The sequence below is a fragment of the Acidovorax sp. KPB24-03 genome (assembly GCF_057546605.1).
In genome coordinates, this window is the sequence record NZ_BAAJYR010000022.1 from 1 (window position 1) to 22,045 (window position 22,045).

Genomic DNA, 22,045 nt, shown 5'->3' on the forward strand with positions numbered 1-22,045 from the left:
TGCTGCTGCTGCTGCTGCTGCGGCTGCGCCTGCGCGTGCCCCGGCAGGCGGTAGGCCGGCCACAGCGGGCTGCACGACAGCAGGTGCTTGACGTCGGTGAGGATCAGTTCCTGGTGCTGCTGCTCGTGCTGCAGGCCCAGTTCGACCAGGGCCGCCAGCGCGGCATCGTCCGGCCGCTCGGCCATCAGGCGCGACATGCGGCTGTCCACGTCGGCCCGGTAGGCCAGCACCTGCGGCAGTGCGGGCCGGGTGAGCAGTCCGCGCTGCGGCCGCGGGTGCTTGTCGCCCACGCCGTTGTAGTAGGAATTGAAGATCACCCGGAAGGCGGGGTGGAACGGCGCGAAGCCGGGCTCGTTCGGCTCCAGGATGAAGGTCTCGAAGAACCAGGTGGTGTGCGCCAGGTGCCATTTCACCGGGCTGGCGTCGGGCATGGATTGCGCGCAGCAATCCTCGTCGGACAGCGGCAGCGCCAGGGCCATGGAGGCGCGGCGCACCTCGGCGTAGCGCACGCTCAGCGTGCAGGGTGCGACGGGGTGGGGAATGCGGGTGGCGAAGTTCATGGCTGGGCATGCACGACGGCGAACCAGCCCCGCTCGTCCGTCCAGGCCTGAGCGCGCGAAAAGCCCGCGCGCGCCAGCAGCGCCTGAAAGGCCGTGAGGCTGTATTTGTAGCTGTTCTCGGTGTGAATGCGCTCGCCCGCGGCAAAGTCGCGGCCTCCACCAGGCCAGCGCACCTGCACACCTTCGCGGGCCTCCAGGTGCATTTCGATGCGCGACTGCTCCCCGTTGAAGAACGCCCGGTGCTCCCACGCCTCGGGCGTGAAATCGCTGCCGATGAGCCGGTTCACATGGGCCAGCACATTGCGGTTGAACGCGGCCGTGACGCCAGCGGCATCGTCGTAGGCCGCCTGCAGCACGTCCACATCCTTGGGCAGGTCGATGCCGATCAGCAGCGCGCCATCGGCATCGACCAGCGAGCGCATGCGTGACAGCAGCTCCAGCGCCTGGGGTGGGTCGAAATTGCCGATCGACGAGCCAGGGTAGAACACCACGCGGCGTGCACGGGGAATGTCCGGGGGCAGCTGGATGGGGCGGGTCAGATCGCCCGCCACCGCATGGGCCTGCAGTGCGGGCAGGTCGCTGCACAGGCGGGCCACGCCCTCGCGCAGGAAGTCCGCCGAGATGTCCACGCCCACGAACCGCTCGGGCTGCAGCAGGCGGCACAGCATGCGCGCCTTCTCGCAGTTGCCCGCGCCCAGTTCGATGACGGTGCCGCCCTGCCCCACGGCGCGGGCGATGTCGTCGCCGTGCGTCCGCATGAGCGCTTGCTCGGTGCGGGTGGGGTAGTACTCGGGCAATCGGGTGATTTCCTCGAACAGCTGGGAGCCCCGCTGGTCGTAGAAATACTTGGGGGAAATGCACGCGGGACGGCGGGCCAACCCCTGGAGGATGTCGTGGTGCGGTGTGTTCTGCATGTCGCTCGGGGGCTGGGTCTGTCGGATCGCGGCGCACCGGGGGCGGCGCGGCTGCAACGCATGGCCGCCTCCAATCGCTCTCCGGCAACCTGAGACGGCCATGTAACAGAGCATTACAGACGCCCCGCCACCCGGATGTAGGACACGTCCGCAAATCCATCAGCGCCATCCGGCGGCACATCGGCTGCGCTTTCCAGGACACGCATGGCCATCATCCCCGCCACCGCACGGTTTTTTCTCGGGCCCCATGGCGCGCCCGCGCGGCTGCGCCACACTCCGCCGATCGACACCACCGGCCGGCTACCACGGCCTGCTTCGCTGCCATGGATTCCCTGACCCAGATCGCCCTTGGTTCCGCCGTTTCGCTCGCCGTGATGGGCCGGCGCACCGCCCCCTGGAAAGCCGCGCTGTGGGGTGCGGTGGCGGGCACGCTGCCCGACCTGGACGCCTTCATCGACCACGGCAATGCCATTGCCAACATGGTCGAGCACCGGGCGGAAAGCCATGCCCTGCTGTACCTCAGCCTGTTTTCGCTGCCCCTGGGCGCGCTGGTGGCGCGCCTGCATGGCGAGCAGGCCGGCTGGCGAAGGTGGTGGCTGGCGATGTGGCTCGCGCTCGTCACCCACCCGCTGCTGGATGGCATGACGGTGTACGGCACCCAGCTTTGGAAGCCGTTCACCAGCCACCCGTACGGGGTGGGCAGCATCTTCATCATCGACCCGCTGTACACCGTGCCGCTGATCGTCGGCGTGGTCGCCGCGCTGGCGAGCGGCCCGCCGGTCGGGGCCCGCTGGAACCGCTGGGGCCTGGCGCTCAGCACGCTCTACCTGGCGTGGAGCGTGGGCGTGCAGCAGCACGTCACCGGCGTGGCGATCGCCTCGCTGCGCACGCAGGGCCTGCCGGTGCAGACGGTGCTGGTGACACCCACCCCGTTCAACACCCTGCTGTGGCGCGTGGTGGCGGTCACGCCCACCCAATATGCCGAAGGCTTCTATGCCCTGGCCGACGGCAACAGGCCCATGCAATGGACGGTGCACGAGCGCGGGGCCCCGCTGATCCAGCGCTACGGGACCGTGCCGGACGTGCAGCGGGTGGCGCGCTTCAGCCACGGCTTTTATCGCATGCGTTCGCGGGACGGCCGCGTGTTCGTGACCGATCTGCGCATGGGGCAGGAGCCTGACTACAGCTTCCAGTTCGATCTCGGCACACCCGCGCAGCTGGATGCCGGCCAGCCCGAGGTGGCGCTGCGCGGACAGCGCCCGGACATCGGCACGGCCCTCGCCGCGCTGTGGCGGCGCATGTGGGGGCATGCGGGCGGCTCGGGGCCGTTCGGTGCTGGCACGGCCCCATGAAAAAAGCCGGCGCCACGCGCCGGCTTTCCCCACCAGTCTGTCAGTGGCCGCACCCGCGGCCCGCGGTCAGAACCGCCAGCCCAGGCCCACGCCGGCCAGCACGGGATCGATCTTGAAGGTGCCCAGCTTGGCACCGGCTGCGAACACGTCGGTCTGGATGTAGACCTTCTTCACGTCGAAGTTCAGCACCAGGTTCTTGGTGAGGGGAATGTCCACGCCGACCTGCAGGGCGCCGCCCCAGCTGCTCTTGTCGATGCTCACGCCGGCGGGCAGGCGCACGCTGGAAAACCGCGTGTAGTTCACGCCAGCGCCCACGTAGGGACGAAAGCCCGCGGTGTCGAAGTGGTACTGCAGCATCAGCGAAGGCGGCAGATGCTTGAGCGTGCCGATCTGCGCGTTCAGGGCGCTGGAGGACAGCCGCTGCTTCTGGGGCACGGTCAGCACCAGCTCGGCGGCAATGTTGCGGTTGAAGAAATAGGAGATGTCGACTTCAGGCAGCGTCTTGTCGTTGATCGACAGGCCCAGGCCGGTGCTGTCCTTGTTGGAGGAATCCAGGTTCACGGCACGCGCACGAACGAGCCAGGGGCCTTCCGCCGTTTGCGCGAAGGCGGCGCCGGAGGTCAATGCGCACAGCACGGCCAGGGCCAGCAGGTTTTTTTTCATACGGAAACTCGATGCGTTGAACGGGGACGACCCCCGTGCATGCATTGGGCCGGCAAACGGCCTGGACGGCCTTGCCATGGATCAAACCGCCGGCAGGTTGTGCCGCAGCGCCACGAGGGCCGCAAAGCGCCCTCCTCCCCGCTCTCAGTGCGCGCCCTTGCCCCGCATGCGCTGCACCAGCGTGACCACCGCCAGCACGGCGGCACCGGCCACGATGCCCACCACCGCATTGAGCAGGTTGGGCACCAGCACGCGCCACAGGCCGCCCGCCGGCCACTGGGCCGCCGATGCGGCCAGGCCCTCGACCGCGTGGTGGACGACGGGCACGCCATGCACCAGAATGCCGCCGCCCACGAGGAACATGGCGGCCGTGCCGGCGACCGAGAGCACCTTCATGAGCCAGGGCGCGGCGGCCACGATGCCGCGGCCCAGCGCCTGCGCGGCGCGACCCGTCTTGCGGGTGAGCCACAGGCCCAGGTCGTCCAGCTTGACGATGCCGGCCACCAGGCCGTACACGCCCACCGTCATGATGAGCGCGATGCCGGCCAGCACGGCCACCTGCTGCCCGAACGGGGCGCTGGCGACCGTGCCCAGCGTGATGGCGATGATCTCGGCGGACAGGATGAAGTCGGTGCGCACCGCGCCCTTGACCTTGTCCTTCTCGAAGGCGGCGATGTCCACCGCCGGGTTGGCGTTGGCCAGGGCATGCGCCTCGCGGCCCGCCTCTTCCTTGGGGGCATCGCCGTGGGGCAGGAACCGGTGCGCCAGCTTCTCCGCACCCTCGAAGCACAGGAACGCGCCGCCCACCATGAGCAGCGGCGTCACAGCCCAGGGAATGAAGGCGCTGATCAGCAGCGCGGCCGGCACCAGGATGGCCTTGTTGACGAGCGAGCCCTTGGCCACCGCCCAGACCACGGGAATCTCGCGATCGGCGCGCACGCCCGTGACCTGCTGGGCATTGAGCGCCAGATCGTCGCCCAGCACGCCGGCGGTTTTCTGCGCCGCCACCTTGGTCATGACGGACACGTCATCGGCCATGGCGGCACTCTTCTTGGCAGCGACCTTGGTCATCAGGGCCACGTCGTCCAGAACGGTGGCGATATCGTCGAGCAGCGTCAAAAGGCTGGCACCGGCCATGGGAATCCTTAAAAAATCGAGGGAGGGAGCGGGTCCACGGGCACGGCGGCGAAAGGCTGCAAGGCCACGGGAACGGCGCGCGGGCCGGGCATGCCGGCCGAAAAGCCTGGCGCCCATCGCCCAGGCGGCGCCCACTATAGCAACGCCCTGCGATGGGTCCGTGTCGGTGCAAGGCGCATACTGGCGGCCTTCCCACCGATATCGGGGTCCTGCACGCGGGCTCTCGCTCCCGCCGCATGCCAGGCTACCTGACCAAGCAAGAAAACATCGCCATCGCCGGCGTCGACGACCTCGTCATCCGCTCCCTGCTGGACCGCCAGCAGTTCTCCGACCCCCTCGGCGACGCCGAAACCCTGGGCATCTCCTCCGCCGCCTGGCCCCTCTTCGGCCTGCTGTGGCCCTCGGGCGCGCAACTGGCCGCGCGCATGGCGGCGCGGCCCGTGCAGGCGGGCGAGCGCATCCTGGAGCTGGGCTGCGGCCTGGCGCTGGCCAGCCTGGTGTGCCACCGGCAAGGCGCCGACGTGACCGCGAGCGACTGCCACCCACTGGCCGGCACGTTCCTGCGCGAGAACCTGCGCCTGAACGGCATGGGCACCATGAAGTACCGACAGGGCCAATGGGGCAGCGGCGAAGCGCTGGGCCCGCCGCAGCAGGACGAGAGCCCGCTCGCGCAGGCGCACGGCGGCCCGGTGCACGGGCTGTTCGACCTCATCATGGGCAGCGACCTGCTGTACGAACGCGATGCCCGCGCCAGCCTCGCGCATTTCATCGGCCTGCACGCGGGCCCCGCGGCCCAGGTCTGGATCGTGGACCCGGACCGGGGCAACCGCGCCGCCTTCAGCAAGCAGATGGCCGCGCAGGGCTTCGGCCTGCGCGAAGAACGGCTGGACCGTGCCGCGCTGGACGATGCGCCCGCCTACAAGGGCCGGCTGCTGGTGTACTGCCGCACCTGAACGCCGAAGACGGCACGAGCACACAGGCCGCCGGAGCGCGCCGGGCGCGCTTCCGGCTCTTCGGCCTTCCTCAGCCCACCCAGCGGCGCGCGTTGCGCCAGATGCGCATCCACGGGCTCAGCGCGCTGCGGTCGCCGCTGGTCCAGCTCATCTGCACGTTGCGGAACACGCGTTCGGCGTGCGGCATCATGGCCGTGAAGCGCCCATCGGCCGTGGTCACCGCCGTGAGGCCGCCCGCGCTGCCGTTGGGGTTGAACGGGTACTGCTCGGTGGCCGCGCCGTGGTGGTCCACATACCGCATGGCGGCGATGGCCTGGGCCGGGTCGCCGCGGTACTTGAAGTTGGCGTAGCCCTCGCCGTGCGCCACGGCGATCGGCAGGCGGCTGCCCGCCATGTCGGCGAAGAACAGGCTGGGCGATTCCAGCACCTCCACCAGCGACAGCCGCGCCTCGAAGCGCTCGCTCTGGTTGGTGGTGAAGCGGGGCCAGGCCTCGGCGCCGGGAATGATGTCGGCCAGCTCGGCGAACATCTGGCAGCCGTTGCACACACCCAGGCCGAAGGTGTCCTTGCGGCCGAAGAAGCCCTGGAACTGCTCCGACAGCACCGGGTTGAACGTGATCGAACGCGCCCAGCCGATGCCCGCGCCCAGCGTGTCGCCGTAGCTGAAGCCGCCGCAGGCGACCACGCCGGCAAAGTCCGACAGCTGCGCGCGGCCCGCCTGCAGATCGGTCATGTGCACGTCGTAGGCCTCGAAGCCCGCTTCGGTGAAGGCATAGGCCATCTCGATGTGCGAGTTGACCCCCTGCTCGCGCAGGATGGCGACCTTCGGCCGCGCGAGGTTCAGGAACGGCGCGGCCACGTCCTCGGCCGGATCGAACGTGAGCGCCACGTGCAGGCCCGGATCATTGGGCACGCCTGCGGCGGCATGCTCGGCATCGGCCGTGGCCGGGTTGTCGCGCTGCTGCGTGATCTTCCAGCTCACCGCGTCCCACACCTGGTGCAGGTCGGACAGGGTGGCGCTGAACACGTTCTTGGCATCGCGCCACACCTGCAGCTCGCCCTTGCCGGCGTCCATGGTGGACGAGGCAGGCCGCGTCTTGCCGATGAAGTGGCTGGACCGGGACAGGCCGTGCTCGCGCAGGGTCTGCATGACCTCGTTGCGCTCGGCGGTGCGCACCTGCAGCACCACGCCCAGCTCTTCGTTGAACAGCGCCTTGAGCGTCAGCTCCTCGCGGCGCGCGCTCACCTGCGAGGCCCAGTTCTTGGCGTCGCCCGTCTCCATGCGGCTGTCGCTGATGCCGTCGCCCTCGGTCACGAGCAGATCGACGTTCAGCGCCACGCCCACATGGCCGGCGAAGGCCATCTCGGCCACCGCGGCCAGCAGGCCGCCGTCGCTGCGGTCGTGGTAGGCCAGGATCTGGCCCTTGGCGCGCAGCGCGTTCACGGCATCGACCAGGCGCACCAGGTCCTGCGCATCGTCCAGGTCGGGCGCCACGTCGCCGCTCTGGCCCAGCACCTGGCCCAGGATGCTGCCGCCCATGCGGGCCTTGCCATGGCCCAGGTCGATCAGCACCAGCGTGGTGTCGTCCTGCGCCGCGTCCAGCTGCGGCGTGAGCGTGCCGCGCACGTCGGCCAGCGTGGCGAAGGCGCTGACGATCAGGCTCACGGGGGAGGTGACCTTCTTCGCACCGCTTTCATCCTTCCACTGGGTGCGCATGGACAGCGAATCCTTGCCCACCGGGATCGAAATGCCCAGCGCCGGGCACAGCTCCATGCCCACGGCCTTCACGGTGGCGTAGAGCGCTGCATCCTCGCCGGGCTCGCCGCAGGCGGCCATCCAGTTGGCCGAGAGCTTCACGCGCGGCAGCTCGATGGGCGCGGCCAGCAGATTGGTGATGGCCTCGGCCACGGCCATGCGGCCCGAGGCGGGCGCGTCGATAGCGGCCAGCGGCGTGCGCTCGCCCATGCTCATGGCCTCGCCGGCAAAGCCCTGGAAGTCGGCCAGCGTGACGGCGCAGTCGGCCACCGGCACCTGCCAGGGGCCCACCATCTGGTCGCGGTGCGACAAGCCGCCCACCGTGCGGTCGCCGATGGTGATGAGAAAGCGCTTGCTCGCCACCGTGGGGTGAGCCAGCACGTCGATCACCGCCTTTTGCAGCGCCACGCCCGTGAGATCGATGGGCGCGAATTCGTGCTGCACGGTCTTCACGTCGCGGTGCATCTTGGGCGGCTTGCCCAGCAGCACCTCCATGGGCATGTCCACCGGCAGCTTCTGATCGCCGGTTGCGGCCGTGTCCTCCAGCACCAGCTGGCGGTGCTCGGTGGCCGTGCCGATCACGGCGAACGGGCAGCGCTCGCGCTCGCAGAAGGCGCGGAACTGCTCCAGCGATTGCGGCGCGATCGCCAGCACGTAGCGCTCCTGGCTTTCGTTGGACCAGATCTCTTTCGGGGCCAGGCCCGACTCCTCGAGCTGCACCGCGCGCAGGTCGAAGTGCGCACCCCGGCCGGCGTCGTTGGTCAGCTCGGGGAAGGCATTGGACAGCCCGCCCGCGCCCACGTCGTGGATCGCCAGGATGGGGTTGGCCGCACCCTGCGCCCAGCAGTGGTTGATGACCTCCTGCGCGCGGCGCTCGATCTCGGGGTTGCCGCGCTGCACGGAGTCGAAATCGAGTTCCGCCGCGTTCGCGCCCGTGGCCATGGAACTGGCCGCGCTGCCGCCCATGCCGATGCGCATGCCCGGGCCGCCCAGCTGGATCAGGAGCGAGCCGGCCGGGAATTCGATCTTCTGCGTGAGGCCCGCATCGATGGTGCCCAGGCCGCCGGCGATCATGATGGGCTTGTGGTAGCCCCGGTCCACGCCGCCCACCGACTGCTCGTACTCGCGGAAATAGCCCAGCAGGTTGGGCCGGCCGAACTCGTTGTTGAACGCCGCGCCGCCCAGGGGGCCTTCCACCATGATCTGCAACGGGCTGGCGATGTGCTCGGGCTTGCCGAACTCGCCGCCCCAGAGCTTGGACACCGTGAAGCCAGTCATGCCCGCCTTGGGCTTGGAGCCGCGGCCCGTGGCGCCCTCGTCGCGGATCTCACCGCCCGCGCCGGTGGAAGCGCCGGGGAACGGCGAGATGGCCGTGGGGTGGTTGTGCGTTTCCACCTTCATCAGGATGTGGTTCGTGACGCTACTCTTTTCATAGCACACTGCCCTAGTGGAATTTGCACTGGCGGGCATTTTGGCCAAAAACCGCTCGACGCGCGTGCCTTCCATGACCGAGGCATTGTCCGAATACGCCACCACCGTGTGCTGGGGCGCCAGCTGGTGGGTGTTGCGGATCATGGCGAACAGGCTCTTGTCCTGCTTCTCGCCGTCGATGGTGAACTGCGCGTTGAAGATCTTGTGGCGGCAGTGTTCGCTGTTGGCCTGCGCGAACATCATCAGCTCCACGTCGGTGGGGTTGCGCGCCAGGCCCTGGAAGGCATTGACCAGGTAGTCGATCTCGTCGTCGGCCAGGGCCAGGCCCCACTGGGCGTTGGCCGCCTCAACCGCCGCGCGCCCGCCGCCCAGCACATCGACGAACTCCATCGGCGCGGCCGGCAGCTCGGTGAACAGGGCCTCGGCGCCCGAGCGGTCCCACACCACCGACTCGGTCATGCGGTCGTGCAGCAGCGCGGCGATCTGCCCGCGCTGCGCGTCGGTCAGCGTGGGCGTGCCGCCCAGCAGGCCGGATTTGAGCGAGAGGCGGTATTCGGTGATGCGCTCCACGCGGCGCAGCGCCAGGCCGCAGTTGTGCGCGATATCGGTCGCCTTCGACGCCCAGGGCGAGACCGTGCCCAGGCGCGGCGTGACGACGATGGCCGGGCCATCGGCCGGGCCGCCGTAGGGGTCCCCATAGGTCAGCAGCGCGGCGAAGCGATCGGTTTCGGCCGGGGTGGGCACCGCGTCGGTGGCCACCAGGTGCACGAAGCGGGCGGCGATGCCCGTGATGCGGTCGTGGATGGCCTGCAGCGCGGGCAGCAGCTGGCGCATGCGGAAGGCGCTGAGGGCGTTGCCGCCTTCGAACGTGCTGAGGTGCAAGGAGGGCTTCGTGGACGATGTCGGCGAGATCACTTCGGCGGCCTGTTGGGTGATGGAAAAGGTGCGGCCCCACCCTGGACCGCCGGCCGCTGACTGGGGCCGGCTGGGCAGGGTGCGGAGAATGCTGAGCCCGGCATTTTACCGGGGGCGGATCGCATCGCCGACGAGGCCTTCGCCCGCGTGGCCCGCATCGGCCAAGCGCCGATGGGATAATTGGCCCCATGAGCATCACCATCAAAGACGCCGAAGGCATCGCCGGCATGCGAGAGGCATGCCGACTGGCTTCGGAAGTGCTGGACTACATCGCGCCCCACATCCAGCCTGGCATCACCACGAACGAAATCGACCGCCTCGCGGCCGAATGCATGGCGCAGCAGGGCACCATCTCCGCCACCATCGGCTACCAGCCGCCGGGCTATCCGCCCTACCCCAAGTCGCTGTGCACGTCGATCAACAACGTGGTCTGCCACGGCATCCCGAACGACAAGCCCCTGAAGAAGGGCGACATCATGAACGTGGACGTCACCGTCATCACCAAGGACGGCTGGTACGGCGACAACAGCCGCATGTACCTGATCGGCGACGTCTCCATCGCCGCCAAGCGCCTGTGCAGCCTCACCTTCGACGCCATGTGGATCGGCATCCAGCGCGTCAAGCCCGGCGCCCGCCTGGGGGACATTGGCCACGCCATCCAGAAGTACGCCGAGGGCCACGGCCTGTCGGTGGTGCGCGAGTTCTGCGGCCACGGCATCGGCCAGAAATTCCACGAAGAGCCCCAGGTGCTGCACTACGGCTACCCCGGCACGCTGGATGAGCTGCTGCCCGGCATGACCTTCACCATCGAGCCCATGCTGAACGCCGGCCGCCGCGAGGTGAAGGAGTTCGGCAACGACGGCTGGACCATCGTGACCAAGGACCGCAGCCTGTCGGCGCAGTGGGAGCACACCGTGCTGGTGACCGAGACCGGCTACGAAGTCCTCACCCTGTCGGCCGGATCGCCGCCGCTGCCAGCCTTCGTGACCGCCACGAAGACCTGACCGGAACACGGCGCGCGGGCCGGCCGCGCGGCGGCCGGGCGCACGGTTCTTGCTTTGCCTGGTGCTAACCTGCCAACCCAGTCGCCCCATCCGCACCCGCCACCCCGCCGCCGTCCATGACCGACCTGCAAACCCTGCGCGACGCCTACCGCCAAGACAAGGCCACCCTGCTCGCGTCGCTGCAATCCACGGGCGCCTCCACGCGCGGCGTTCGCACCCTGCTGCACAAGCTCTCCACCCTGGCGGACCGCCTGCTGCGCCAGCTGTGGCAGCGCGCCGGCATGCCGGACGACCTGGCGCTGGTGGCCGTGGGTGGCTACGGCCGGGCGCAGCTCTTTCCCCATTCCGACGTGGACGTGCTCGTCCTGCTACCGGATGGCGCCACGCCCGGGGCCGGCTGCGCCTTGTCCACGTGCATCGAATCGTTCATCGGCAGCTGCTGGGACGCGGGCCTGGAGATCGGCTCCAGCGTGCGCACGGTGGCCGAGTGCCTGACCGAATCCGCGGCCGACGTGACCGTGCAGACCTCGCTGCTCGAAGCCCGCCGCGTCTGCGGCAGCTCGCCGCTGTTCGCCGCGTTCCAGCAGCGCTACGACGCGCAGATGGACGCGCAGGACTTCCTCATCGCCAAGACGCTGGAGATGCGCCAGCGCCACACCAAGTACGAGAACACGCCCTACTCGCTGGAGCCCAACTGCAAGGAGTCGCCCGGCGGCCTGCGCGACCTGCAGACGGTGCTGTGGGTCGCCCGCGCGGCCGGCCTGGGACGCGACTGGCGCGAACTGGCCGCCAACGGCATGGCCACGCCGTTCGAGGTGGCCCAGATCGAGCGCAACGAGGCCGTGCTGTTTCTCATCCGCGCGCGGCTGCACGCCGTGGCCGGCCGCCACGAGGACCGGCTGGTGTTCGACCTGCAGACCGCCGTGGCCGAATCGTTCGGCTACCGCTCCCACTCGCCCGACGGCAAGCGCCTGGCCATGCGCGCAAGCGAAACCCTCATGCGCCGCTATTACTGGGCGGCCAAGGCCGTGTCGCAGCTCAGCCAGATCCTGCTGCTGAACATCGAGGAGCGGCTCAGCCCCTCCACGCACGAACTGCACCGCATCAACGACCGCTTCTTCGAAAAGGCCGGCCTCGTCGAGGTGGCGAGCGATGACCTGTACGAGAAGCAACCCCACGCCATCCTGGAAACCTTCCTGCTCTACGAAACCACGCTGGGGCTGAAGGACCTGTCGGTGCGCACGCTGCGCGCGCTCTACAACGCCCGCGGGGCGATGGACAGCGCCTTCCGCCGCGACCCGGTCAACCGCGCGACCTTCATGAAGATCCTGCGGCAGCCCTCGGGCATCACGCATGCGATGCGGCTCATGAACCAGACCTCGGTGCTGGGCCGCTACCTCTGGCCGTTTCGCCGCATCGTGGGCCAGATGCAGCACGACCTGTTCCACGTCTACACCGTGGACCAGCACATCCTGATGGTGCTGCGCAACGTGCGCCGCTTCTTCATGGCCGAGCATGCGCACGAATACCCGTTCTGCTCGCAACTGGCCGGCGGCTGGGACAAGCCGTGGCTGCTGTACCTGGCGGCGCTGTTCCACGACATCGGCAAGGGCCGCGGCGGCGACCACTCCAAGATCGGCGCAGAGGAAGTGCGCCACTTCTGCCGCCAGCACGGCGTGGACGAGGAAGACGCGGCGCTGGTCGAGTTCCTGGTCCGCGAGCACCTGGCCATGAGCCAGGTCGCGCAAAAGCAGGACCTGTCCGATCCGGACGTGATCGGCGCTTTCGCCCAGCGCGTGGGCAGCGAGCGCCGCCTCACCGCGCTGTACCTGCTCACCGTGGCGGACATCCGCGGCACCAGCCCCAAGGTCTGGAACGCGTGGAAGGGCAAGCTGCTGGAAGACCTGTACCGCGCCACGCTGCGCGCCCTGGGCGGCCACGCCCCCAATGCCGCCGCCGAAATCGAGGCCCGCAAGCGCGAAGCCATGGTCATGCTGGCGCTGCAGGCCCAGCCGTTCGAGGCGCACAAGAAGCTGTGGGACACGCTGGACGTGGGCTATTTCATGCGGCACGAAGCCGCCGACATCGCCTGGCACACGCGCCACCTCTCGCGCTACGTGGGTACCGGCCGCACCGTGGTCCGCGCGCGGCAGTCGCTGGCGGGCGAAGGTCTGCAGGTGGCGGTTTATGCGCCCGACCAGCCCGACCTCTTCGCCCGCATCTGCGGCTATTTCGACCGGGCGGGCTTCAGCATCCTCGATGCGCGGGTGCACACCGCCCACGATGGCTGCGCGCTCGACACGTTCCAGGTCGTGGCCTCGGAGCAGGCCGGGCACTACCGCGAACTCACGCACATGGTGGAGAGCGATCTCGCCCGCGCGATCGAGGACGAAACCGCGGGCCTGCCCGAGCCGGCACGCAAGCGCGTCTCCCGCCGCGTGAAGAGCTTTCCCGTGGCCCCGCGCGTCACGCTGCGCCCCGACGAGAAAGCCCAGCGCTGGCTCATCAACATCTCCGCCAGCGACCGGGCGGGCCTGCTCTACCTGGTGGCGCGCATCCTTTCGCGCCACCACCTGAGCGTGCAGCTGGCCAAGGTCAGCACCCTGGGCGAGCGCGTGGAAGACACCTTCCTCGTGCACGGCCCGGAACTGCAGAGCAACGCACGGCAGATCCAGATCGAGACCGAACTGCTGAACGCGTTGTCCGAGTGAAGGGCCACTGGGATACGCCCCATCCGATGCTACTTATTTGATAGCATAACGCCCTAGTATTGTTTGCGCTGGCGGCCAATTCCATTCATATTTTCCGAGGCAACGCTTGCCTGGTCCGTCAGTCGTCTTCCGCGTCGGCGAGCTCGGGAAACAGCACCTCGGTGTAGCCGAACTGGGTGAAGTCGCGCACCCGCATCGGGTAGAGCTTGCCGATCAGGTGGTCGCATTCGTGCTGCACCACGCGCGCATGGAACCCCTCCGCCGTGCGATCGATCGGGTCGCCATACGGGTCCAGGCCCTGGTAGCGGATGCGGGACCAGCGCGGCACCTTGCCGCGCAGGCCGGGAACGGACAGGCACCCTTCCCAGTCCTCTTCCTCCTCGTCGCCCAGCGGGATGATCTGCGGGTTGAGCAACACGGTGCGCGGCACCAGGGGCCGGTCGGGGTAGCGGGGGTTCTTGCGGTCCGAGCCGAAGATCACCAATTGCAGATCCACGCCGATCTGCGGCGCGGCCAGGCCGGCGCCATTGACGGCCTCCATGGTGTCCAGCATGTCGCGCACCAGCAGGTGCAGCGCGTCGGTGTCGAACTCGGTCACGGGCTGGGCCACGCGCAGCAGGCGCGGATCGCCCATCTTGAGAATGTGTTGAACGGTCATGGGAATGAAAAGAAGGGCCGACGGTCAGCGTCGAAGTGCCCGCAGCATAGCGCGCCGACCAACCCCATGCCGCAGGCACAATCCAGGCATGCCGCCCCCGCCCCCGCCAGCGCCTTTGCCACCGCCACCGCCCCGCCCTGCTCCGCTGCCCCTGCCGGTGCGCTGGCTGCTGCTGTGCTTTGCGGTGCTGAGCCTGGTGACCGGCATCATCGGCATCTTCGTGCCCGGCCTGCCGACCACGGTGTTCATCCTCATGGCCGGCTGGGCGGCGGCCCGCAGTTCGCCCCGGCTGCATGCGTGGCTGTGGCGCCACCCGCTTTTCGGCCCCATGCTGCGCGACTGGGCCAACGGCGGCCAGGTGAGCCGCCGCGCCAAGTGGAGCGCCAGCATCCTCATGGCGCTCGCGGCGGCCGTGCTCATCTTCAGCCACGCACCCCGCTGGGTGGCCATCAGCGCTTCGCTGTGCATGGCATGCGTGCTCGCCTGGCTGTGGCAACGGCCAGAGCCGGCCCGTTGAGGGCCATGTGAGGCAACTTGCAACCCGATCCATCAGGCAACCGCAGTTCTTCGAATTTGCTCACTTTTTGTGTATATAATCTAAGTCTTGTTCCTCGATAGCTCAGTCGGTAGAGCGCCGGACTGTTAATCCGTAGGTCCCTGGTTCGAGCCCAGGTCGAGGAGCCATCGACAGCCTTCCAAGCTGTGAAAAAGCCCGCTATTTCATCGATAGCGGGCTTTTTTGTTTGCCGGTCCCGTGATTTTTTGACCAGGCATTGCCGACATCGACCGAACCGGCCGTCCGGCCATCGCCTACACCCTGCCCTCTGCCGCTTCGGCATCCTTTGTGGTTCCTTGCTGCGGGTCACCCAACCCGCAGGCCATTCAATCATCCCAAAGGAGTGAATCCATGCAGAAAACCACCACCGCGTTCGTTCTCACCCTCGGCCTGCTGGGCGCCGCCGCACCGGCCATGGCGCAGTACACCGGCCCCACCACGGGCGAACATGCTGCAGCACCCGCAGCCGGCAGTGGCTACACCGGGCCCACCTCGGTGCCCACGATGACGGTCAAGCAACTGCTCGACACCGCCACGGACGACCAGCACGTCCGCCTGCAAGGCCGCATCGTGTCCCATGACGGTGGCAAAAACTACACCTTCGCAGACGACAGCGGCCGCATGCCCGTCGAGATTTCGGACAAACGCTTTCCGGCAGGCCAACCCATCAGTGCCCAGCAGCGGGTGGAACTGGTGGGAGAGGTCGACAAGGGCATCCGCAAAATGGAGTTCGAGGTGGAGCAGGTTCACCTGATTCCCTGATCGGATGAGGCTGCGGCCCGAGCGCCGCCACTCGCCCCAGTGAAAGGCCATCCGCGGGGATGGCCTTTTTGCCATCGCCTGCTGAAGGCAGGCTCGGATCGACTCCATCCAAGCAGTCTCCGCACAACCGATCCGAAGGTGGCCTCCCCGCCCCGCAGCCCTGCGCACTCGGCGACAATGCATTGCTTCTTCCATTTTTCCCTGTGCATGGCTGACGATCATTTGCCTTGGCTGCAACCCGGCGACGAATTTCCCAGCGTGGCGCTCAGCTGGGGCAGCGAATCCGCGGCCCCGGGACTGCTGGCCGCTGGTGGAAATCTCAGCGTCGCCCAATTGAAAAGTGCTTACCAGCAAGGCATTTTTCCGTGGTTCAGCCCCGGTCAACCCGTGCTCTGGTGGAGCCCCGATCCCCGCATGGTGCTGCCCGTGGCGGAATTTCATCTGCACCGTTCACTGCGCCGCACCTTGCAGAAATTCCGCGTCTCGCCCCAGTGCGAAATCCGCGTGGACCATGACTTCGGCGCGGTCATCAAGGCCTGTGCCGGCACGCCAAGGTCGGGCCAGAACGGCACCTGGATCGTGCCGCAGATGGTGGACGCCTATCGTGCATTCCACACCGCCGGCTTTGCGCACAGCGTGGAGGCGTGGGTCGACGGCCGGCTCGTCGGCGGGCTGTACTTCATCGCGCTGGGCAAAGCCGTTTTTGGCGAATCGATGTTCGCCCACGCCACCGATGCATCGAAGGTCGCGCTCGCAGCTTTCGTGTGCTTGTGCCGGCACCACGGCGTGGCGCTCATCGACTGCCAGCAGAACACAGCCCATCTGGCGTCTTTCGGCGCCCATGAAATAGACCGCGCCCGGTTCCTCGACCACGTGGCAAAGGCCTCCCGGGAAGCACCGGTTTCCTGGAAATTCGAGCCCGTATACTGGACTGCGCTGATGCCCCCTAATGGGAATCCGGGATGACGCAACTCAACGATCTGCCGCTGCACACCTTGCAGTTCTATGCCACGGCCCCTTACCCATGCAGCTACCTGCCTGCACGGCAGGCACGCTCGCAGGTTGCCACCCCCAGCCACCTGATCCAGAACGATGTGTATTCGGATTTGGTGTCGCGGGGGTTTCGCCGCAGCGGCATGTTCACCTACCGCCCCTACTGCGATGGCTGCCAAGCTTGTACGCCGCTGCGCGTGCTGTCCAAATCGTTCAAGCCCGATCGCAGCCAGCGCCGCGCATGGGCGAAGCACGGAAACCTGCAGGCACGCGTCCTGCGCCTGGGCTACGTGCCCGAGCACTACCAGCTTTATCTGCGCTACCAGAACCTGCGCCACTGCGGCGGCGGCATGGACCACGACAGCATCGACCAGTACACCCAGTTCCTGCTGCAGAGCCGGGTCAACTCCCGGCTCGTGGAGTTCCGTGAACCCGACCTGGACGGCACACCCGGTGCATTGCGGATGGTCTCGATTCTGGACGTGTTGGACGACGGCTTGTCTGCCGTCTACACGTTCTACGAACCCGACCCCAGCTGCAGCTACGGCACCTACAACGTGCTGTGGCAGATCGAGCAGGCGCGCACTCTGGATCTGCCCTATGTCTACCTGGGCTACTGGATCGAAGAGAGCCCGAAGATGAACTACAAGGCACGCTTCCTGCCCCATGAATTGCGGACCAACGGCGAATGGAGACTCGCGCCATGAGATGGTGAAGACGGCCGCCCTGCATTTCACAAGATAAAATGCGCGCTTCTCGTCAACACACATCACCATGAAAAAAGACGATGCCGGCGCGCCCGCCAAACCCAGCGTCCAGGTGCTGGAGCGCATGTTTGCACTCATCGACGTGCTCACCTCGCGCGAGGAAGCGATTTCCCTCAAGGAAATCAGCGAGAAGACCGGTTTGCACCCTTCCACGGCCCACCGCATCCTGAACGACCTGACCATCGGCCGTTTTGTGGACCGCCCGGAATCAGGCAGCTACCGCCTCGGCATGCGTTTGCTGGAATTGGGCAACCTAGTGAAAGCGCGCCTGAGCGTGCGCGATGCGGCGCTGACCCCGATGCGCAACCTGCACAAGCTGATCCAGCAGCCCGTCAATCTGAGCATGCGCCAGGGCGATGAGATCGTGTATGTCGAGCGAGCCTACAGCGAACGCTCCGGCATGCAGGTGGTCCGTGCCATCGGCGGCCGAGCGCCGCTGCATCTGACGTCGACGGGCAAACTGTTTCTGGCCGCAGACGATCCTCAGCGGGTCAGAGCCTATGCGATGCGCACTGGCCTGTCAGGACACACCCGCAACAGCATCACGCAGCTGCCGGTGCTGGAGCGCGAATTGGGCAAAGCCCGCCAATACGGTATTGCGCGAGACAACGAGGAACTCGAACTTGGCGTGCGCTGCATGGCAGCGGGCGTGTACGACGACCAGGCCCATCTGGTCGCAGGCCTTTCGATCTCCGCCCCTGCGGATCGCCTGGATGAGAACTGGCTGCCAAAGCTCCAGGCGACTGCCAGCGAAATCTCCCAGGCCCTGGGTTATTCCACCAGCCGGCGCGACAAAACAACTGCCCCCTAGCATGCCCCAAGAAAAAAACGCGCATGGCAAACAATGCGCGTGGTTCAAAGGGGTCGGATCGCCTTTGGTCTTTCGCCTCTCCTGATCTCAAGCCCTGCCATTCAGAACAGGCGGGGACCGAGTTGCGTTAGGGCTTCGTGCCGATGGCGTGAAGGGTGGGCGCACCACCAATGGAAGGCAGTTTTTCCACCCAGTTGCGCACGCGCTCAGCATCGCCCAGGCGGCTGAACTTGCCTGCAGAATCCAGGAAAACCATGATCAGCTTGCGGCCCGATATCTGAGCCTGCATCACCAGGCAACGGCCTGCTTCGGAGATGTAGCCCGTCTTCTGAAGGCCGATGTCCCAAGCCGGGCTTTTCACGAGCCGATTGGTGTTGTTGTACTGCAGCGTGCGGCGCCCCACGGCCACTTCATAGCTGGGAGACGTAGTGAGTTCGCGCAGCATGGGATCGCCATGGGCAATATTGACCAAGGTGGCCAGATCGCGGGCACTGGACTGGTTATGGCTGGACAGGCCCGTGGGCTCCACATAGCGGGTATCCGTCATGCCCAGCAGCTTCGCCTTCGCGTTCATCTGCGCGACAAAAGCCTCCAGTCCGCCAGGGAAGGTGCGGCCCAAGGCATGTGCCGCACGGTTTTCGCTGGACATGAGGGCCAGATGCATCATCTCGCCCCGCGTGAGGGTCGTGCCCACGGCCAAACGAGAACTGCTGAACTTCTCGGTATCCACATCGTCTTGCGTGATGGTGATGGGCTCATCCATCGGCAAGTGGGCTTGCGATACGAGCAGCCCGGTCATCAATTTGGTCAGCGATGCAATGGGCAGAACGGCATGGTCGTTCTTGCTCAGCAGGACTTCGTTGGTCTCCTGGTCGATGACCAAGGCCACGCTGGACTTCAAATCCAGGGGATCGGTGAGGGAGTGCAGGCCGGCGACTTGTCCGAAGGACAACTTTTCAGGGACGGCCACCATGCGAGTGGCGACCTTCACGCTGCGCGCAGATGCGCGGGTGGTGGCCTTGACACGGGTCACCGCCTTGCGGGAAACCACCGTGGCAGAGCGTGCCACAGGACGCTGTTTGGCAGTCGAAGATGCAGCCTGCTTCTTGACCTGCACCTTCTTTCGCTCTGCCGCGTGCACCGAGGTGGCCGTGAGCGCAATGCTCATCGCAAGGAATGCGACGGTGCGAAAAAAAACGAGAAGAAGCGCGAGGGCGTACGTGCATCAGAATGCTCCAAGCGGTAAAAAGTGTTTGTCAGTGTACAGAATCGAAAAAAGTCGCGCAAGATCAATACCTTGCGCGACCTTTCAATAAAGTGAATGAATTATAAATTCGATGATCAGCCTTGTGCGGCGACTCGATCGGCTTTACTTTGTAATTTGTTCAACGCACTGATATAGGCTTTGGCTGACGCGACCACGATGTCGGGGTCTGCGCCCACCCCGTTCACCACCCTGCCGCTGTTCTGCAGCCGCACCGTCACTTCCCCCTGGCTCTCCGTCGAACCGCTGATGGCATTGACCGAATAGAGCACCATTTCGGCCCCACTTTTGACGTGCGACTCGATGGCCTTGAGTGAAGCATCCACAGGCCCATTGCCATCCGACTGGCCCCGCACCTCCTTGCCGCCCACGGTGAAGACAATGGTGGCTTGCGGGCGCTCGCCCGTTTCGCTGTGCTGCGACAACGACACGAAGCCATACTGCTCCTGCTCGTTAGCAGCACTCTCACCACTGACCAGCGCCAAGATGTCTTCGTCGAAGATCTCGCTTTTGCGGTCCGCCAACTCCTTGAACTTTGCGAAAGCGCTGTTGACGTCCGTTTCGCTGTCAAGCTGCACACCCAATTCAAGCAAACGCTGCTTGAAGGCATTGCGGCCACTCAACTTGCCCAGCACGATCTTGTTGGCAGACCAGCCCACATCCTCGGCCCGCATGATTTCGTAGGTGTCACGGGCCTTCAGCACGCCATCCTGATGGATCCCGCTGGCATGCGCAAAAGCATTGGCGCCCACCACGGCCTTGTTGGGCTGCACGACGAACCCCGTCGTCTGGCTGACCATGCGGCTGGCCGCCACGATGTGCTGGGCCTCGATGCCCAGCTCCAGTCCGAAGTAGTCCTTGCGTGTCTTGACGGCCATCACGATCTCTTCCAGCGAGCAGTTGCCTGCCCGCTCGCCCAGCCCGTTGATCGTGCACTCGACCTGGCGGGCACCGCCGATCTTCACGCCCGCCAGAGAGTTGGCCACCGCCATGCCCAGATCGTTGTGGCAATGCACCGACCAGATGGCCTTGTCGCTGTTGGGAATCCGCTCCCGCAAAGTCTTGATGAAGTTGCCATACAGTTCGGGAACCGCATAGCCGACGGTATCGGGCACGTTGATCGTGGTGGCTCCTTCCGCAATCACGGCTTCCAGGACGCGGCACAGGAAATCCATCTCGCTGCGGTACCCGTCCTCCGGGCTGAACTCGATGTCGCCAATCAGGTTGCGGGCGAATCGGACCGACTGCTTGGCCTGCTCCAGCACCTGCTCTGGGGTCATGCGCAGCTTCTTTTCCATGTGCAGCGGACTCGTCGCAATGAACGTATGGATGCGGGCGCTATTGGCCCCTTTCAGCGCTTCCGCTGCGCGCGAAATATCACGATCGTTCGCGCGGGACAGGGAGCAGATAGTCGAGTCCTTGATGGCTTGCGCGATGGACTGTACCGCCTCGAAATCCCCGTTGGAGCTGGCAGCAAACCCCGCTTCGATCACATCGACCTTGAGACGCTCGAGTTGGCGCGCAATGCGCAGCTTCTCGTCCTTGGTCATGGATGCGCCAGGCGACTGCTCGCCGTCGCGCAACGTGGTGTCGAAAATAATCAGCTTGTCTGCCATTGTGTTTCTCCAGAGATGGTGGGGGCCGCAACGTTGAAATTCTGGCACGCAAAGCAAAAAGGCCCGCTGCGGATGCATACGGGCCTTTTTGCAAGAAGAGCGCCTGTGCGCTAGCGTCTTCGCCCGAAAGCGAATAGCGATAGCAGCGGCAGTGCCAGCGTTTTCATGCGGCGCAATGTAGCACACCAGCCTGACGCAGCGGCGCAATCACTTGTGCAGGCCCCGTTCGTCCGGCTCGTCAGTGGACATGCTGATCACGCTGCTGTGCTGCCCTTTCGCCTTGCGCCACGCATAGACGAAGTATCCGCTCAGACCATACAGCACGAACACGCTGAACAGCACGGTGGGTGGGTGGATGTTGATGATGGCGATACCCAGCGCGATCAAAACGATGACGGCGAACGGCACACTCTTCTTCATCTGAATGTCTTTGAAACTGTAAAACGGGACATTGGTCACCATCGTGAGGCCCGCATACAGCGTGAAGCCGAACATGGTCCAGCTCACCTGTGACCAGCTCATCCAGCCCGTCTCGCCGCGGCGCACACCGAGTTCCGTCAACAACCAGATGAAGCCTGCCACCAATGCGGCGGCGGCAGGCGATGGCAAGCCTTGAAAGTACCGCTTGTCCACCACGCCGGTGTTCACATTGAAACGGGCCAATCGCAGGGCCGCACAGGCGCAATAGACGAAAGCGGCGATCCATCCCCAGCGTCCCAGCCCCTTCAGCGCCCACTCATAGGCAATGAGCGCTGGTGCGGCTCCGAAAGACACCATGTCGGAGAGCGAGTCCATCTGCTCGCCAAAGGCACTCTGCGTATTGGTCATCCGGGCCACACGCCCGTCCAGGCTATCGAGCACCATGGCACAGAACACACCGACGGCAGCAAGATCGAAGCGGCCATTCATGGCCATCACGATGGCATAGAACCCCCCGAAAAGCGCCGCCAACGTGAACAGATTGGGCAGTATGTAGATGCCTTTTCGCCGCTTGCGCACCACCAGGGGCGTGTCATTGGCGAAATCATTGCCCTCGTGCATCAAAAGAACCTCCAGCGCCCACACGGTCAGCGCAAGCAGCTATCAAAATTAGAGTACCTCTGCCGGATCCCAGTGATCGGCGGACAGCGGAGTGTAGTGCCTGCACACACTATGAGAATCCAAAGAAAAAGGCCACCGAAGTGGCCTCCCTGCAATCTTGTTACCCACGGCCGAGACCGCA

Annotated in this window: 18 protein-coding genes and 1 tRNA gene; 10 read left to right on the forward strand and 9 right to left on the reverse strand. The window is 66.2% G+C overall.

From position 1 onward, the window contains the following. Both AC27KI_RS05490 and egtD read right to left on the reverse strand, forming a co-directional pair. Positions 1-560: DinB family protein (locus tag AC27KI_RS05490; RefSeq protein ID WP_487112934.1), on the reverse strand; the 560-nt coding region annotated here is incomplete at its 3' end. Next, positions 557-1,474 carry an L-histidine N(alpha)-methyltransferase gene (gene egtD, locus AC27KI_RS05495; RefSeq protein ID WP_487112936.1) on the reverse strand — a complete coding sequence of 306 codons (918 nt, stop codon included), beginning with the start codon at positions 1,472-1,474 and terminating at the stop codon, positions 557-559. The genes AC27KI_RS05490 and egtD, both read right to left, overlap by 4 nt. 323 nt (positions 1,475-1,797) lie before the next feature. On the opposite strand from egtD, the gene AC27KI_RS05500 reads away from it, so the two are divergent. Then, positions 1,798-2,826, forward strand: coding sequence for a metal-dependent hydrolase (locus AC27KI_RS05500; RefSeq protein WP_317359011.1), 1,029 nt, complete (start codon positions 1,798-1,800; stop codon positions 2,824-2,826). A 66-nt stretch (positions 2,827-2,892) separates the two neighbouring features. Here the strand turns inward: AC27KI_RS05500 and AC27KI_RS05505 are convergent, their stop codons facing one another. Both AC27KI_RS05505 and AC27KI_RS05510 read right to left on the reverse strand, forming a co-directional pair. After that, the gene (locus AC27KI_RS05505) at positions 2,893-3,489 is read right to left on the reverse strand and encodes an OmpW/AlkL family protein (protein ID WP_284412446.1); all 597 of its coding nucleotides are present in this window, start codon (positions 3,487-3,489) and stop codon (positions 2,893-2,895) included. A 144-nt stretch (positions 3,490-3,633) separates the two neighbouring features. Further along, complete coding sequence (locus tag AC27KI_RS05510) at positions 3,634-4,626, reverse strand: DUF808 domain-containing protein (protein WP_284430933.1); 993 nt, start codon at positions 4,624-4,626, stop codon at positions 3,634-3,636. 236 nt (positions 4,627-4,862) lie between these two features. Here AC27KI_RS05510 and AC27KI_RS05515 point away from each other — a divergent pair, with 236 nt between their 5' ends. Further along, positions 4,863-5,579, forward strand: coding sequence for a class I SAM-dependent methyltransferase (locus AC27KI_RS05515; protein WP_487112939.1), 717 nt, complete (start codon positions 4,863-4,865; stop codon positions 5,577-5,579). A 70-nt stretch (positions 5,580-5,649) separates the two neighbouring features. Here AC27KI_RS05515 and purL read toward each other — a convergent pair whose 3' ends face one another. Beyond that, complete coding sequence (gene purL / locus AC27KI_RS05520; protein ID WP_487112941.1) at positions 5,650-9,648, reverse strand: phosphoribosylformylglycinamidine synthase; 3,999 nt, start codon at positions 9,646-9,648, stop codon at positions 5,650-5,652. A gap of 221 nt (positions 9,649-9,869) precedes the next feature. Here purL and map point away from each other — a divergent pair, with 221 nt between their 5' ends. Together map and AC27KI_RS05530 are read left to right on the forward strand one after the other, a co-directional pair. Beyond that, positions 9,870-10,685, forward strand: coding sequence for a type I methionyl aminopeptidase (map, locus tag AC27KI_RS05525; protein ID WP_272569475.1), 816 nt, complete (start codon positions 9,870-9,872; stop codon positions 10,683-10,685). A 116-nt stretch (positions 10,686-10,801) separates the two neighbouring features. After that, entirely contained in the window at positions 10,802-13,396 is a 2,595-nt protein-coding gene (locus tag AC27KI_RS05530) for a [protein-PII] uridylyltransferase (protein ID WP_487089306.1), read from the forward strand. 118 nt (positions 13,397-13,514) lie between these two features. On the opposite strand, the gene def is transcribed toward AC27KI_RS05530, so the two are convergent. After that, the gene (def, locus tag AC27KI_RS05535) at positions 13,515-14,054 is read right to left on the reverse strand and encodes a peptide deformylase (RefSeq protein WP_487089307.1); all 540 of its coding nucleotides are present in this window, start codon (positions 14,052-14,054) and stop codon (positions 13,515-13,517) included. Between the two features lie 88 nt (positions 14,055-14,142). On the opposite strand from def, the gene AC27KI_RS05540 reads away from it, so the two are divergent. The 6 genes from AC27KI_RS05540 to AC27KI_RS05565 all read left to right on the forward strand — a co-directional run bounded on the left by AC27KI_RS05540 (position 14,143) and on the right by AC27KI_RS05565 (position 17,943). Next, positions 14,143-14,571 (forward strand): YbaN family protein, encoded by a 429-nt coding sequence (locus AC27KI_RS05540; protein WP_487089308.1) that lies wholly within the window; start codon positions 14,143-14,145, stop codon positions 14,569-14,571. Positions 14,572-14,662: 91 nt separating this feature from the next. Beyond that, positions 14,663-14,738 (forward strand) — tRNA-Asn (locus tag AC27KI_RS05545). Between the two features lie 223 nt (positions 14,739-14,961). Next, on the forward strand, positions 14,962-15,372 hold the full coding sequence (locus AC27KI_RS05550; RefSeq protein ID WP_487089335.1) for a YgiW/YdeI family stress tolerance OB fold protein: 411 nt from the start codon (positions 14,962-14,964) through the stop codon (positions 15,370-15,372). Positions 15,373-15,579: 207 nt separating this feature from the next. Continuing rightward, the gene (aat, locus tag AC27KI_RS05555; RefSeq protein WP_487112953.1) at positions 15,580-16,338 is read left to right on the forward strand and encodes a leucyl/phenylalanyl-tRNA--protein transferase; all 759 of its coding nucleotides are present in this window, start codon (positions 15,580-15,582) and stop codon (positions 16,336-16,338) included. Then, entirely contained in the window at positions 16,335-17,072 is a 738-nt protein-coding gene (locus tag AC27KI_RS05560) for an arginyltransferase (RefSeq protein WP_317358992.1), read from the forward strand. The genes aat and AC27KI_RS05560 overlap by 4 nt, the downstream gene beginning before the upstream one ends. Before the next feature lie 67 nt (positions 17,073-17,139). Then, positions 17,140-17,943 carry an IclR family transcriptional regulator gene (locus tag AC27KI_RS05565; RefSeq protein ID WP_284430924.1) on the forward strand — a complete coding sequence of 268 codons (804 nt, stop codon included), beginning with the start codon at positions 17,140-17,142 and terminating at the stop codon, positions 17,941-17,943. A gap of 127 nt (positions 17,944-18,070) precedes the next feature. Here AC27KI_RS05565 and AC27KI_RS05570 read toward each other — a convergent pair whose 3' ends face one another. The 3 genes from AC27KI_RS05570 to pssA form a co-directional block, all read right to left on the reverse strand. After that, positions 18,071-19,111, reverse strand: a complete 1,041-nt coding sequence (locus AC27KI_RS05570) for a serine hydrolase (RefSeq protein WP_487112943.1) — start codon at positions 19,109-19,111, stop codon at positions 18,071-18,073. Between the two features lie 173 nt (positions 19,112-19,284). Then, positions 19,285-20,823, reverse strand: a complete 1,539-nt coding sequence (locus tag AC27KI_RS05575; protein WP_284406930.1) for a 2-isopropylmalate synthase — start codon at positions 20,821-20,823, stop codon at positions 19,285-19,287. 207 nt (positions 20,824-21,030) lie between these two features. Then, positions 21,031-21,864, reverse strand: a complete 834-nt coding sequence (gene pssA, locus AC27KI_RS05580; RefSeq protein ID WP_284427766.1) for a CDP-diacylglycerol--serine O-phosphatidyltransferase — start codon at positions 21,862-21,864, stop codon at positions 21,031-21,033. Positions 21,865-22,045 lie beyond the last annotated feature (181 nt).

What these genes read in the sequence shown, in the direction of transcription:
- AC27KI_RS05540 (WP_487089308.1), top strand. Translation starts at nt 14,143, where the DNA reads ATGCCGCCCCCGCCCCCGCCAGCGCCTTTGCCACCGCCACCGCCCCGC.
- AC27KI_RS05500 (WP_317359011.1), top strand. Translation starts at nt 1,798, where the DNA reads ATGGATTCCCTGACCCAGATCGCCCTTGGTTCCGCCGTTTCGCTCGCC.
- AC27KI_RS05505 (WP_284412446.1), bottom strand. Translation starts at nt 3,489, where the DNA reads ATGAAAAAAAACCTGCTGGCCCTGGCCGTGCTGTGCGCATTGACCTCC.
- egtD (WP_487112936.1), bottom strand. Translation starts at nt 1,474, where the DNA reads ATGCAGAACACACCGCACCACGACATCCTCCAGGGGTTGGCCCGCCGT.
- AC27KI_RS05560 (WP_317358992.1), top strand. Translation starts at nt 16,335, where the DNA reads ATGACGCAACTCAACGATCTGCCGCTGCACACCTTGCAGTTCTATGCC.
- def (WP_487089307.1), bottom strand. Translation starts at nt 14,054, where the DNA reads ATGACCGTTCAACACATTCTCAAGATGGGCGATCCGCGCCTGCTGCGC.
- AC27KI_RS05565 (WP_284430924.1), top strand. Translation starts at nt 17,140, where the DNA reads ATGAAAAAAGACGATGCCGGCGCGCCCGCCAAACCCAGCGTCCAGGTG.
- AC27KI_RS05515 (WP_487112939.1), top strand. Translation starts at nt 4,863, where the DNA reads ATGCCAGGCTACCTGACCAAGCAAGAAAACATCGCCATCGCCGGCGTC.
- AC27KI_RS05550 (WP_487089335.1), top strand. Translation starts at nt 14,962, where the DNA reads ATGCAGAAAACCACCACCGCGTTCGTTCTCACCCTCGGCCTGCTGGGC.
- map (WP_272569475.1), top strand. Translation starts at nt 9,870, where the DNA reads ATGAGCATCACCATCAAAGACGCCGAAGGCATCGCCGGCATGCGAGAG.
- AC27KI_RS05570 (WP_487112943.1), bottom strand. Translation starts at nt 19,111, where the DNA reads ATGAGCATTGCGCTCACGGCCACCTCGGTGCACGCGGCAGAGCGAAAG.
- AC27KI_RS05530 (WP_487089306.1), top strand. Translation starts at nt 10,802, where the DNA reads ATGACCGACCTGCAAACCCTGCGCGACGCCTACCGCCAAGACAAGGCC.
- AC27KI_RS05510 (WP_284430933.1), bottom strand. Translation starts at nt 4,626, where the DNA reads ATGGCCGGTGCCAGCCTTTTGACGCTGCTCGACGATATCGCCACCGTT.
- aat (WP_487112953.1), top strand. Translation starts at nt 15,580, where the DNA reads ATGGCTGACGATCATTTGCCTTGGCTGCAACCCGGCGACGAATTTCCC.
- pssA (WP_284427766.1), bottom strand. Translation starts at nt 21,864, where the DNA reads ATGCACGAGGGCAATGATTTCGCCAATGACACGCCCCTGGTGGTGCGC.
- AC27KI_RS05575 (WP_284406930.1), bottom strand. Translation starts at nt 20,823, where the DNA reads ATGGCAGACAAGCTGATTATTTTCGACACCACGTTGCGCGACGGCGAG.